The organism is Methylomonas sp. LW13 (assembly GCF_016865255.1).
In the GTDB taxonomy this organism is placed as follows: domain Bacteria; phylum Pseudomonadota; class Gammaproteobacteria; order Methylococcales; family Methylomonadaceae; genus Methylomonas.
The window spans coordinates 4,490,408-4,501,994 of the sequence record NZ_CP033381.1; the positions used below are offsets into that span (position 1 = coordinate 4,490,408).

Sequence of the window (11,587 nt, forward strand, 5' to 3'; positions counted from 1 at the left end):
AGCCTCAAAGTCCTTTAAAGTTTACGGAAGGGTCGGGATTGAGCACAAAAGCTCCTCAACGGCGCGCAGGCACGCGCCGGAGTTTGTTAGTTGGTCATCGTGGGAAAAACGTTAGATAGCGGCGGCTTTCAAACCGGCTCGACGCGCACGATTAGCTTTACGCTTTTTCAACCAATGGATCAGGCCGGTTACCATCATCACTAACGGCGCAAACCCCGCCACTAGTACCGCGATGCGCCCTGGAGTACCGAGAATCTCGCCGTTATGCAAAGGCAGTTGCAAATTGATAAAAGCGTTACCGGCGTTGAATTTTTTCGGGTCGCGCACCGCCAAAATCGCGCCGTCGTATTGATCGACCCAAAAGCTGGTAGAGCCTTTGCTGCGCAGTTCGTCGGACTGCCGAGCAGAGACCATGTAACTGCCGTTTTCACCGACCGGCAGGAAAATCCGTTGAATCTGAATCCCTGGATACGCGGCTTGAATATTGGCCTTGACTATCTCCGGTTGAATTACCGTGCCGCCATTTGCTGTTGATTTGATACCGCGCGGCATGTCTTCGAGAGGTGAGAAAAAATTAACCGCCGGTTTAAACAACTGCGGCAGATTGAAATACACCCCGGAGAAGGCCACTGCCAACATGACTATAGCCGTATAGATACCGGTGGTTTTGTGTAGATCGAAATTAAAGCGCGTGGAGCTGGCGTTACGTTTAATCAGAAAAGCCTGCTTGATTTTGCCGAGTTTCGGCCACCACAAATAAATGCCGGTAACCGTCAATACCAAGGTCAACAAGGAGGTAATTCCCATGACCAGCTTACCGAAATCACCCGCCAAAAGGCTGAAATGCAGGCGCAAAATAAATGTCATCAAGGCGTCGTTTCTATCTCGGTCGCCAAGCACCTGACCGGTGTACGGATTCACCATAACTTCGTGAAAGTGATGATTGTGGCCCTTGTGGCCCGGCATCGCCGCCGCTTGATAACGCACGATGAGCGCTTCACTCGGGTCCTCAGGCATCTGTAGATGGGAGGGTGGCTCTGAAATGGGCGAGACGCGGTTCGCGATTGCCACTAAATCCGCAATGGGTAACCAGCGTTCGCCAACGGCCACGCTCATCATGTCGGGATTGAGCCACTTATCCAAAGTATGCTCGTAAACCAAGAGGCTGCCGGTAACCCCGGCAATCACCAGTAGCGTACCCAACCACAAGGAAATATACAGATGCAATTTCAACAGACACTTGCGCAGAGTGATTTTCTTGAAAGCGGTTTTGAAATTGTCTAAAAAGGACCCCGAAACTAATTTGTCGGACAATTTTTGTTCCGACACAAAAGGATAACTTGTGGACATTACGACGCTCCCGAACCTTTTAACTACGCTGAATAAAGCAGTGATTTATAAAATTTTCCAGCGACAACAGCCATCCCTTTCTATCGAAACTATGTTAATTAGCCGAGCGTCAGACAGCCATACAGTGGTTATCCACCAACACTTGCTCACCTTGAAGAATGCGAATATTTCTGTTGCGTGACTAAGACTTTAAACCTCCGGAAGGCAGCCTAGTTAATCGCGGGAGATCAGGCACGAAACATGCTGAACCTTGTTAATCTTCAGAAAATACTCCGCTCCATCCACACAGCATTGAATGTATAGAGAGAACCCAATGAACAACCTTGCAGACGCTGTCATTAGCTACCACAACCGCACCAAACACCAATTAAATGCCTACGCCAAAGGCCCGGAGTCTTTGGATTGGGACGATCAGCCCAATCCGTTTCGGCGTTTTAGCGGTTGTGAAGCGGTAAAACTGCCGCCACCTGGTGCCGAGCTAAGTTGTTTGTTCGCGGACTTGGATAAACCGGACCGGATAGCGCCGCAGCCGTTAAACCGGACCAATCTTGGCCTGTTATTGGAATTATCGTTCGGCTTGTCGGCCTGGAAGCAGTTTGGTCCGGACCGCTGGGCTTTGCGCTGCAATCCGTCCAGCGGCAATTTGCATCCCACCGAAGCTTATGTGCTTTGTACCGATGAGGAGTTATTACAAGCCGGTGTCTATCACTACGTCAGTCACGATCATCATCTGGAGCGGCGCAGCCGGTTTACTGCGGAAACGGCGGGTAAAGAAGTCTATATTGGCCTGTCCTCAATTCATTGGCGAGAAGCCTGGAAATACGGCGAACGAGCCTTTCGCTACTGCCAACACGACATCGGTCATGCACTGGCCGCGCTGAGTTATGCCGCCGCCTGCTTGGGTTGGTCGATAGAATTGCTGAGCGAGACTGCCGATGCCGACATCGCCGCCTGGCTGGGGCTGGATCGCAGCGAGGATTTTGTCGCCACCGAGCACGAAGCGCCGGATTTAATCTGCCGGCTGCTTGCCAGCCAAACGGCGGACGTTGAGTTTTCCACCGCACATTTAGCAGCCCTTAGCCAAAGCGCCGAATGGTTCGGGAAGGCCGAGCGCTTGAGCGGCAGGCATTTTTACCGTTGGCCGATTATCGATGAAGTCTCCGCCCAAGCCGTCAAGCCGACGACAGTTGCCGAACGTTTAACCCTGCCGAACCTGGATTTACCTGCGCCCAGCCACAACCTGCCTGCCAGCGTGTTGATTCGCCAACGCCGTAGCGCGCAGCACTTTAACGGCAAATCCCCGGAGCTGCCCTTGGCCGATTTTCACAGAATACTGGCCGCGCTGCTGCCCAACGCCAAACCGCCTTTTACTGCCTGGAATTGGCCGGCGCAAGTCAATATCGTCTTATTTGTGCATCGGGTGGCCGGCCTGGAACCGGGCTTATATGTGCTGCCGCGCACAGCGGATGCGGCGGCGGAATTAAAACCGCTTTGTTCTGCCGATTACGAATGGCAGGCCGTCGAGGCACCGTTCGAATTTTATCGGCTGACGGCCGGCAGCGTCAGGCAAGCAGCGAAAACCCTGTCCTGCCACCAACCCATCGCCAGCGACAGCGCGTTCAGCTTAGGGATGTTGGCGCGTTTTGCCGACAATGTGGACACCGAAGCCTGGCGCTATCGGCGGCTGTTCTGGGAAAGCGGCCTACTGGGGCAGATTTTATACCTGGAAGCGGAAGCCGCCGGCGTGCGCGGCACCGGCATCGGCTGTTTTTTTGACGATGCGGTACACGGTGTGTTGGGTTTAAAAGATAACGACTGGCAAAGCCTATATCACTTTACCATCGGCGAACCGCTGGACGACAGCCGGCTGCAAACCTTTCCGGCCTATGCGCATTTGAGCGAGTCGGCCGCCAGCACCTGATTCGCTTGAGGTTTGGCACCTGAGTGACAATCGTTGAAATATTTACGCAACAATCCCGCCGACAATGTTTAGAATCATGGTTTTACCCAGCCAACCACTAAAGGCCCGCCATGAGTTTTAAATCCAGCTTAATCCGTTTCGTCATCAAATTAACCCCCAACGCGCTGATCATTTGGGGGGCGAACATCATCATGAAAGGCATCGCCGAGTTGACCCAGTTCAACTTCGATCTCGATGCCCGCAAAGTGTATGTGCAGACCCGGCTATATGGCGAGGAACACACCATCGAAGTGACCCTGGAAGATTTTGCGGTATTCAACGACGGCGAGTCCTACCGTTTCATCATTCACCACGCCAGCTCCGACCGGCCTTGGCTGAACAACATCCTGGCCAAATTCACCGGCAAAGCCTGGAAAATTCCGACCCTGCCGCTGTTTGCCGCGCAATTGGAATTGGTTGCCGAAGTCTTTAGCGCCAAGCCGGTGGTATTGGAGCAAATCGATTGATAAGTCCGCGTTAGTCGCTTACTTACCAATGCAAAAACTGGAGAAAATCTCACCTAATAGATCGTCGGAGGTAAATTCGCCGGTGATGGCGGATAAGCTGGTTTGCGCCTGGCGCAATTCTTCCGCGACCAGTTCGTGCGCTTGATGCAGCAATTGCTCGGCGGCGCGGTCCACGGCTTGCGCGGCAAGTTGCAAGGCCTGGATGTGGCGGGTTCTGGCGACAAATACGTTATCCGCACTTTCCGTAAAACCCATGCTTTGTTTCAGGTGTTGGCGCAGCAAATCCAAGCCCAGCCGGTGTTTGATGGAGAGGTGGATTTCCGTGCCTTGCGGGGTTTCCAAGACTTGGGCTTGGCCGCCGACCAAATCGATTTTATTAAACACTCTGGTGACGGCGATATTGGCCGGCAGGCTGGCATCGAGACTGGCGCTGTCCGGGTCGGTGCTGTCTATCAACAATAAAATCCGGTCGGCCTTGGCGATTTCCTGGCGGGCACGGCGGATGCCTTCCTGCTCGACCGGGTTATCGCTGTCGTGCAAGCCTGCGGTGTCGATGACGTGCAAGGGCATGCCATCCAGCTGAATGCGTTCGCGTAATACGTCGCGGGTGGTGCCGGCGATGTCTGTGACAATCGCCGCGTCGTGACCGGCTAAGGCGTTTAGCAAACTGGATTTGCCGGCGTTGGGTTTGCCGGCCAATACCACGGTCATACCGTCGTGTAACAGCCGGCCTTGCTGGGCGGTTTTGCCGATGCCGGCAAGTTTGCTTTGCAAGCGTGCTATGCGCCCCGCCACCACGCCGTCGCCCAGGAAGTCGATTTCTTCATCGACAAAATCGATGGCCGCTTCGATAAATACCCGCAGTTCGATCAACTCGTCGATCAGTTCGTTGATCTGTTCGGAAAACACGCCCTGCATCGACTGCTGGGCGGAACGAACGGCCTGTTCGGTGCCGCTACTGATCAGGTCGGCAATTGCTTCGGCTTGCGCCAGATCGATTTTGTTGTTTAGAAAAGCTCTTTGACTAAATTCACCGGGGTTAGCCAAGCGCGCTCCCAATTCCAGCACCCGCCGCAACAGCATATCCAGCACCACACTGCCGCCATGGCCTTGCAGTTCGATAACCTGTTCACCGGTAAACGAAGCCGGCGCGGCAAAATACAGCAGCAAGCCGCTGTCGATTACCCGGCCATCGGCATCAAGGAAGTGAACAAACTGGGCGTAGCGGGGTTTGGGAAGAGTTTTGCCGGTGAGGCTTTGGGCGATGCCGGACGCGGATGGCCCGGAGATGCGAATGACGCCGACGCCGCCGTTACCGGGCGGCGTGGCAATAGCGGCTATGGTGTCGCCGCCTAGCATTAAGGTACTACGCTATGCTTGTGCGCATCCTCTTCAAGCACGTGTTTAGTGATATACCACTGCTGGATGATCGACAAGCTGTTGTTGCAAATCCAGTACAGTACCAAACCGGACGGAAAGAACAGGAAGAACACGGTGAACACGATAGGGAACATTTTCATCACCTGGGCTTGCAACGGGTCGATAGGCGCCGGATTCAAGCTTTGTTGAATCTTCATGGTGATGCCGTACAAAATCGGCAGCAGATAGAACGGGTCTTGCGCCGACAAGTCCTGAATCCACAAGGCGAAATCGGCCTGACGCACTTCGACGGTCTCAATCAATACCCAGTACAAGGAGATGAATACCGGAATCTGCACCATAATCGGCAAGCAACCGCCCAAAGGGTTGACCTTTTCTTTTTTGTACATCGCCATCATTTCGGTGTTGAATTTCTGGCGGTCTTCACCATAACGCTCTTGCAGTTCTTTCAAGCGCGGCTGAATCTTGCGCATTTTGGCCATCGACTGAAAGCTGGCTTTCGACAGTTTAAAGAACAAGGCCTTGATGACAAAGGTGACGCCCAGAATCGCCACGCCCCAATTTTCGACATAACCGTAGATTTGGTTAAGTAGCCAATAAATACCTTTGGCAATCGGCGTCAACCAGCTGTAATCGACGGTGAGTTCCAGACCTGGCGCCAAAGCTTCCATGATTGGCTGAATTTTCGGACCTGCAAACAACTGACTGCTAAACACGGCTTCGCCATTGGCTGGAACCGTCAAATCGGGGGATAAGGAACCGACCTGGAAACGGGCATCCTTAAGATCGTTGGTGTAAAACTGGGCGTCCTGATCGGCAGGTGGAATCCACGCCGCTGCAAAATAATGTTGGATCATGCCACTCCAACCGCCTTTGCTGTGCACATTTTCCTTGGCTTTGACGTCGTACTTGTCATCCGCCATATCTTCAAATTTGATTTTTTGGAATTTGTCTTTTTCGGTGTAAACCACGCCGCCGGAGAATGTCCGAATAAAGCTGTTGTTGCTTTTGTCGCTGTACTGGGTTCTCACCAGTTGGTTGTACTGCTTGCCTGACCAGTCCTGTGCGGAATGGTTGCTGACCTTTTGCTCCAGACCAACGGCATAATTGCCGCGTTTGAAGGTGTATGTTTTGGTAACCGTCAATCCCTGTGGATTAGTCCAGGTCAGGGGGATTCTCAGCTCGTCCTGCCCATCAAGCAACTGATATTCGGTTTTTTCGGCGGTGAACAGGCTTTTATGATCGGGGGCAGCCAAGGAATTGGCATTGGCAATCAGGCCGCTTTGGGCAAGGTACAGGCTGTCGGGATTGCTGTCGAACAACCGAATCGGATTTAGGTTTTTCTCCGGAGGCGTCATGCCGATCAGTGCATAAGCTTTGTCGACTACGGTGTTGATTTTCTCGTGCGGATATTTCAACAAATCCAGATTGCGTAGTGTGCCGCCCTGAGGATCAATTTCCAGCTCGAAAACATCGGTTTTGACTTTGATAACATTTTCAGCAGCTACTTGGGCGACAGTCGGCACCGCAGCAGCCCGGGCATCTCCCGCCGTTTGTCCGGGGGACACTGTTGCTGCATCACCAGCCAATACGGGTTTATCAGAAACCAGGGCCTGCGGCTTGGGGCCGTAATCGATCTGCCACGATTCCCACAGCATGTAGGAGATCATCAACATCGCCATGACCAGTACAAATCTTATGTTATCCATTGTTATTTACTCAATTTTTCCGGAACAGGATCAATGCCACCCTCATGAAACGGGTGGCATTTTAATAAGCGTCGAAGCGTGAGGTAAGAGCCTTTGAAAGCACCATGAATCTGGATTGCCTCTAAGCCATAACTTGAACAGCTGGGATAAAAACGACATCTGGGTCCCAGCAAAGGACTTATGAAGTATTTGTAAAGCTTGATCAGGGTTATGAGAAGGAATCGCATCGATCTACCAGTTTAAGCCAATGCCTTTCCAATGACTTCCTCAATATCGGCGAGGCCGCATTTGCTGCATCGCCTCGTGCCAAAACAACAATATCAATGCCGACGATATGTTGACGCTGTAATCTAAAACTTTCCCTGACAGCCCTTTTAATGCGGTTCCTTGCGACTGCTTTTTTTATAGTTTTTTTTGCGATGGCCAAACCCAACCGCGGATGCGGCAGGATATTGCTCGTCGCCAACACCGTAAAATATTTATCTGTGGACTTTACGGGATTGGTAAATACTTTTTTATACTCAGCGGGCGTCCCTAGCCGATACTGATCGGGAAAGCCGAAATCTTCCGCCGACAATTAAACCGTCAGCGATGCGCGGCCTTTCGCTCTGCGCGCATTGATCACTTTGCGACCGCCCACAGTAGCCATTCTGGCACGAAAGCCGTGAGTTCTAGCGCGTTTGATTTTGCTGGGTTGATAAGTTCTTTTCATGTGCTACTGCCTTTGGTGATAAAAACGGATAAAAAAGGCTGCGAATCATACGTGACAGGCTTGCCAGTGTCAATTTGACTTGTAAATTTCCAAAACAGTGCAAAATGGACTACTCTCTGGAACACTAACAATGCATTCAGCATTAATGAAGGAGACTTGTCATGCATAAATTACCGTTTAAATCGATTTTAGCAACCAGCCTGTTAGTCGCCGGTTGCGCCACCACCACCGGCTGGACTCCCACGGTGGACACCTATAACGATCCCAATGCGTTCCGCTTGAATCAGGATATGCAGGAATGCGAGCAACTGGCTTCGCAATCGTCCAGCACCGTTAAAGACACTGCCACCGGCGCAGCAGTTGGCGGCTTGATAGGCGCTGCGGGCGGCGCGGCCATTGGCGCGGTAGTCGGCAACCCCGGCACCGGTGCAGCCATTGGCGCAGCGGCCGGCGGCATTGGCGGCGGCGCTCAGCAAGGCATACAAGCCAACGACCGCTACAAAAATGCCTATCGCAACTGCCTGAGACAGCGCGGCCATAACGTCGTCAATTAATCTGCATTAAGCCGTCACTATTTTGGAGGCATTGGTTTCGTTTATCGGTGTTGCGATCATCATTGTGCTGGTATTCGATTACACCAACGGTTTTCATGATGCCTCCAATATCATTGCCAGCGTCATCGCATCCCGCGCTATGACGCCGGTGCAGGCGGTTTTAGTGGTGGCAATCTTCGAATTCCTGGGGCCGCTGCTAGGCGGAACCGCCGTCGCCAACACAGTCGGCACCCTGCTGGATCTATCCTCCATTCCCAAAGCGGATGCGCTGTTAATCGTAGCCTCCGGACTTTTCGCCGCAGTATTCTGGAATTTGGTTACTTGGTGGCACGGCTTACCATCGTCGTCATCACACGCGCTGATGGGCGGCTTGATCGGCGCCACGCTAATCGGCATAGGCAGCAAACCCATAGATTGGGGATTCAACGCTTTAAGTGAAGGCCGCATACATGGCTTCAGTAAAATTCTACTGGCTTTATTGCTCTCGCCCGTCCTGGGCTTTCTGGTGGGCTTTATCATTCAGCGACTGACGATGTTCTTATTGCGGTCCGCATCGCCAAGCGTTAATCGGCAGCTGCGTAACGCCCAATGGCTGACCGCCGCCGCGCTGGCCTTTTCACACGGCGCCAACGACGCGCAAAAAAGCATGGGCGTGTTGACCTTGATTTTGTTACTTAGCGGGGAAATCGACAGCTTTAAAGTGCCAGGCTGGGTGATGTTGTTTTGCGCCAGCGCAATGACAGCAGGCGTATTGACCGGCGGCTGGCGTATCGTGCGGACCTTAGGTTTTGCCATTTATAAAATCCGCCCAATCCACGCGCTAAACGCACAGCTGAGCGCATGCCTGACTATTTTCGGCAGCTCACTACTCGGCGCCCCGGTGTCCACGACGCACGTTGTAGCATCGGCCATCATGGGTATTGGTGCATCTGATCGCCCCAGAGCGGTACGCTGGGGAAAAGCCTTGGAAATTTTGCGAACCTGGCTGATCACCATCCCCGGCGCGGCCATGATCGCCTGCATCAGTTTTCTGATATTCGACTACTCTCTCAAATAGCCGCTGTAATCTTCATGTCATCTCCCAAGCTTTCACTGGCCTCCCGGCTGTTTCAGCGAATATTCCCGAAAACCGCCGACTTCTATCTATTGCTGCACCAACAGTGCCAGCAGGTCTGCGTCACCGTCGATAATCTCGTCCGTTTCATGGCCAGCGAATCAGTCGAAGCCGGCAAGATGTTGAAAGAAGACGAACACGAAGCCGACCGGATCCGCATGCACAACCTACACGAACTAAACAGCTCGTTTGCCACACCGATTGATCGCGAAGACATTTATCGCGCCATCGCCTCTATGGACAGCATCGTTACCTATTGCAAAAGCACGTATAACGAGATGGAAGCCCTGGAACTGAACCCCGACAGCCATTCGCAAGCGATGGTCATTGAGTTGCAAGTGGGCATCAAAGCACTGGAGCGCGGCTTCGCCGTATTAGGCAAAGCCCCCGCCGAGGCCGAGCAACAGGCCTTTGCCGCCCGCCACTCGGAGCGCCGCATCGAGAAGATGTACCGCAAGGCCATCGCCGATTTATTCCAAGGCGATGACTACTTGAATATGTTTAAACAACGCGAACTTTATCGGCATTTGTCCAATGCCGCCGACAAGGTTCATGCCACCGCGAATGTACTGGAAGACATCATCGTCAAACTGGGCTGAATAGTGCGGCAAGCCGTTTAAAATAGCCGGGTGCAGCCCGTTATTTTCAAGGGCAGAATGCGTCCGGCATCGCCCCCAAAAGCCCCAACATCCATGCTACAATCTGCCCCGGTTTAAATCCTGTTACTCAAAGAGGTTCACTTCGTGGCAAACATCACCAGCCGAAAATCCGCAATGACTCTTTTTTCATCACCAGCCTGCATAATGAGCCACTGCGCCAGGCTAGTTGTATACGAAAAAGGCGTGCCAGCGGAAGTTGAGTTTTTCGACCCGAATGACCCGCCGGAAGATCTGCTGGAACTGAACCCCAACGGTAATGCCCCGACTTTCGTGGAACGCGACTTAGTGCTGTACGACGCCCGCATCATCATGGAATATCTGGATGAACGCTTCCCCCACCCCGCCTTGCACCAAATGGACCCGGTTTCCCGCGCCAACGCCCGGATGCTGATCAAACGCATCGATCAGGAGTGGTATCCGCTGCTGGATGACGTTCTGGTCAACGGTGACAAAAAAGCCGCGAAGGCTAAAAAACAACTCCGGGAAAGCTTACTGGCTGCCGCGCCGGTATTTGAAGCGACACCGTATTTTATGAGCGACGAGTACTCTCTGATTGATTGTGCGATGGCGCCATTCTTGTGGCGACTTCCCAGCATCGGCATTGACATTGCCGGCCTAGGCAAAGGCATCACCGCCTACGCCAACCGACTTTTCTCCAGACGGGCTTTTCAAGAAAGCCTGAGCCGCGAAGAAAAAGACATGATGCAAGCCCCAAGCAAATGACCCCACTTAAACCCTATCTGATTCGCTCCATCTACGAATGGATCGTCGACAACAGCCTGACCCCCCATCTGTTAGTCAACGCCGACTACCCCGGCGTAACGCTGCCGGGCGACTTCGTGGAAGATGGCCGAATCGTACTGAATATGCGCCCGGAAGCCATTCAAGGTTTGGTGCTCGGCAATGAAGAAATCCAATTCAACGCGCGGTTTGCCGGCAAACCCATGCGCATTATCGCGCCGTGCAAAGCGGTGTTGGCCATCTATGCCAAGGAAAATGGCAAAGGTATGATTTTCGACCCGGAAGAGAATGAGGACGAAACCCCGCCGACACCGACAGAGCCCAAACCTCCGCAAAAACCACAACTAAGAGTGGTCAAATAACAAACGCGTGCCGAAAAGAATGCCTCTGCGCCGAGGCATTCCCTCAACCCGCCTAAACAAGCCAGTTAAAAAAAGCCCCCTCCAGTTGCCGACAATTGGCACTGAAATCCAGCCAAACACCTGTACACCGTAAAGACACCGACTAAACTGTGCGATAGAATGCCGAGTCACTTCAATCCGTGGGGATAATCGATGTCGCACGATACTGCCAAGGTCTATAGCGAGACCGAAATCGCCGAACGTTTAGCACAGGAACTGCCGCACTGGTATTACGAAAACGGCTGGATCCGCCGCAAAATCAAGACCAGCGGCTGGAAAGCGACTTTAATGGTGGTCAACACCGTCGGCCACTTGGCGGAAAAAGCCTGGCACCACCCGGATTTAACTGTTTCCTACGCATTCGTGATCGTCAAGTTGGTCACGCATTCGGCAAAAGGCATCACCGATAAAGATTTTCTGCTGGCCAAAAAAATTGAAGAAGTGTTGTTGTGGGATGCAGCGGAAACCTCCGCCGGCATCTTTGAAGGCACACCCGACGATCCACGATTCAAATATATTAAAAAAGATTGAGGACTTTCC

14 protein-coding genes are annotated in these 11,587 nt (G+C 52.8%); 8 read left to right on the plus strand and 6 right to left on the minus strand.

The window, feature by feature from the left end:
- Nucleotides 1-111 precede the first annotated feature (111 nt).
- Nucleotides 112-1,350, minus strand: a complete 1,239-nt coding sequence (locus tag JL719_RS20320; RefSeq protein WP_033159166.1) for a PepSY-associated TM helix domain-containing protein — start codon at nucleotides 1,348-1,350, stop codon at nucleotides 112-114.
- A 313-nt stretch (nucleotides 1,351-1,663) separates the two neighbouring features.
- Here JL719_RS20320 and JL719_RS20325 point away from each other — a divergent pair, with 313 nt between their 5' ends.
- The gene (locus JL719_RS20325; protein WP_033159165.1) at nucleotides 1,664-3,271 is read left to right on the plus strand and encodes a SagB/ThcOx family dehydrogenase; all 1,608 of its coding nucleotides are present in this window, start codon (nucleotides 1,664-1,666) and stop codon (nucleotides 3,269-3,271) included.
- 110 nt (nucleotides 3,272-3,381) lie between these two features.
- The gene (locus tag JL719_RS20330) at nucleotides 3,382-3,777 is read left to right on the plus strand and encodes a hypothetical protein (protein WP_033159164.1); all 396 of its coding nucleotides are present in this window, start codon (nucleotides 3,382-3,384) and stop codon (nucleotides 3,775-3,777) included.
- An 18-nt stretch (nucleotides 3,778-3,795) separates the two neighbouring features.
- On the opposite strand, the gene mnmE is transcribed toward JL719_RS20330, so the two are convergent.
- The 5 genes from mnmE to rpmH are packed head-to-tail and all read right to left on the minus strand — an operon-like array spanning nucleotide 3,796 to nucleotide 7,578.
- Nucleotides 3,796-5,136, minus strand: a complete 1,341-nt coding sequence (gene mnmE, locus JL719_RS20335; RefSeq protein ID WP_033159163.1) for a tRNA uridine-5-carboxymethylaminomethyl(34) synthesis GTPase MnmE — start codon at nucleotides 5,134-5,136, stop codon at nucleotides 3,796-3,798.
- Nucleotides 5,136-6,866: a membrane protein insertase YidC gene (gene yidC / locus JL719_RS20340; RefSeq protein WP_033159162.1), complete on the minus strand. Its 1,731-nt coding sequence runs from the start codon at nucleotides 6,864-6,866 to the stop codon at nucleotides 5,136-5,138. The genes mnmE and yidC overlap by 1 nt, the downstream gene beginning before the upstream one ends.
- 2 nt (nucleotides 6,867-6,868) lie before the next feature.
- On the minus strand, nucleotides 6,869-7,093 hold the full coding sequence (yidD, locus tag JL719_RS20345) for a membrane protein insertion efficiency factor YidD (protein ID WP_082769240.1): 225 nt from the start codon (nucleotides 7,091-7,093) through the stop codon (nucleotides 6,869-6,871).
- Nucleotides 7,075-7,443 (minus strand): ribonuclease P protein component, encoded by a 369-nt coding sequence (rnpA, locus tag JL719_RS20350; RefSeq protein WP_033159161.1) that lies wholly within the window; start codon nucleotides 7,441-7,443, stop codon nucleotides 7,075-7,077. The genes yidD and rnpA overlap by 19 nt, the downstream gene beginning before the upstream one ends.
- Entirely contained in the window at nucleotides 7,444-7,578 is a 135-nt protein-coding gene (gene rpmH / locus JL719_RS20355) for a 50S ribosomal protein L34 (protein ID WP_020483365.1), read from the minus strand.
- 161 nt (nucleotides 7,579-7,739) lie between these two features.
- Between rpmH and JL719_RS20360 the strand changes: the two genes are divergently transcribed.
- From JL719_RS20360 to JL719_RS20385, 6 genes are all read left to right on the plus strand, one after another.
- The gene (locus tag JL719_RS20360; protein ID WP_033159160.1) at nucleotides 7,740-8,132 is read left to right on the plus strand and encodes a YMGG-like glycine zipper-containing protein; all 393 of its coding nucleotides are present in this window, start codon (nucleotides 7,740-7,742) and stop codon (nucleotides 8,130-8,132) included.
- A gap of 22 nt (nucleotides 8,133-8,154) precedes the next feature.
- Entirely contained in the window at nucleotides 8,155-9,189 is a 1,035-nt protein-coding gene (locus tag JL719_RS20365) for an inorganic phosphate transporter (RefSeq protein ID WP_033159159.1), read from the plus strand.
- Between the two features lie 14 nt (nucleotides 9,190-9,203).
- A complete protein-coding gene (locus tag JL719_RS20370) occupies nucleotides 9,204-9,845 on the plus strand; it encodes a DUF47 domain-containing protein (RefSeq protein ID WP_033159158.1) in 642 nt (213 codons plus the stop codon).
- A gap of 174 nt (nucleotides 9,846-10,019) precedes the next feature.
- Nucleotides 10,020-10,628 carry a glutathione S-transferase N-terminal domain-containing protein gene (locus JL719_RS20375; protein ID WP_211555157.1) on the plus strand — a complete coding sequence of 203 codons (609 nt, stop codon included), beginning with the start codon at nucleotides 10,020-10,022 and terminating at the stop codon, nucleotides 10,626-10,628.
- On the plus strand, nucleotides 10,625-11,008 hold the full coding sequence (locus JL719_RS20380; RefSeq protein ID WP_033159156.1) for a ClpXP protease specificity-enhancing factor: 384 nt from the start codon (nucleotides 10,625-10,627) through the stop codon (nucleotides 11,006-11,008). Before JL719_RS20375 ends, JL719_RS20380 begins: the two co-directional genes overlap by 4 nt.
- 192 nt (nucleotides 11,009-11,200) lie before the next feature.
- Nucleotides 11,201-11,578 (plus strand): 4a-hydroxytetrahydrobiopterin dehydratase, encoded by a 378-nt coding sequence (locus JL719_RS20385; protein WP_033159155.1) that lies wholly within the window; start codon nucleotides 11,201-11,203, stop codon nucleotides 11,576-11,578.
- Nucleotides 11,579-11,587 lie beyond the last annotated feature (9 nt).

What these genes read in the sequence shown, in the direction of transcription:
- JL719_RS20320 (WP_033159166.1), bottom strand. Translation starts at nt 1,350, where the DNA reads ATGTCCACAAGTTATCCTTTTGTGTCGGAACAAAAATTGTCCGACAAA.
- JL719_RS20325 (WP_033159165.1), top strand. Translation starts at nt 1,664, where the DNA reads ATGAACAACCTTGCAGACGCTGTCATTAGCTACCACAACCGCACCAAA.
- JL719_RS20330 (WP_033159164.1), top strand. Translation starts at nt 3,382, where the DNA reads ATGAGTTTTAAATCCAGCTTAATCCGTTTCGTCATCAAATTAACCCCC.
- mnmE (WP_033159163.1), bottom strand. Translation starts at nt 5,136, where the DNA reads ATGCTAGGCGGCGACACCATAGCCGCTATTGCCACGCCGCCCGGTAAC.
- yidC (WP_033159162.1), bottom strand. Translation starts at nt 6,866, where the DNA reads ATGGATAACATAAGATTTGTACTGGTCATGGCGATGTTGATGATCTCC.
- yidD (WP_082769240.1), bottom strand. Translation starts at nt 7,093, where the DNA reads ATGCGATTCCTTCTCATAACCCTGATCAAGCTTTACAAATACTTCATA.
- rpmH (WP_020483365.1), bottom strand. Translation starts at nt 7,578, where the DNA reads ATGAAAAGAACTTATCAACCCAGCAAAATCAAACGCGCTAGAACTCAC.
- JL719_RS20360 (WP_033159160.1), top strand. Translation starts at nt 7,740, where the DNA reads ATGCATAAATTACCGTTTAAATCGATTTTAGCAACCAGCCTGTTAGTC.
- JL719_RS20370 (WP_033159158.1), top strand. Translation starts at nt 9,204, where the DNA reads ATGTCATCTCCCAAGCTTTCACTGGCCTCCCGGCTGTTTCAGCGAATA.
- JL719_RS20375 (WP_211555157.1), top strand. Translation starts at nt 10,020, where the DNA reads ATGACTCTTTTTTCATCACCAGCCTGCATAATGAGCCACTGCGCCAGG.
- JL719_RS20380 (WP_033159156.1), top strand. Translation starts at nt 10,625, where the DNA reads ATGACCCCACTTAAACCCTATCTGATTCGCTCCATCTACGAATGGATC.
- JL719_RS20385 (WP_033159155.1), top strand. Translation starts at nt 11,201, where the DNA reads ATGTCGCACGATACTGCCAAGGTCTATAGCGAGACCGAAATCGCCGAA.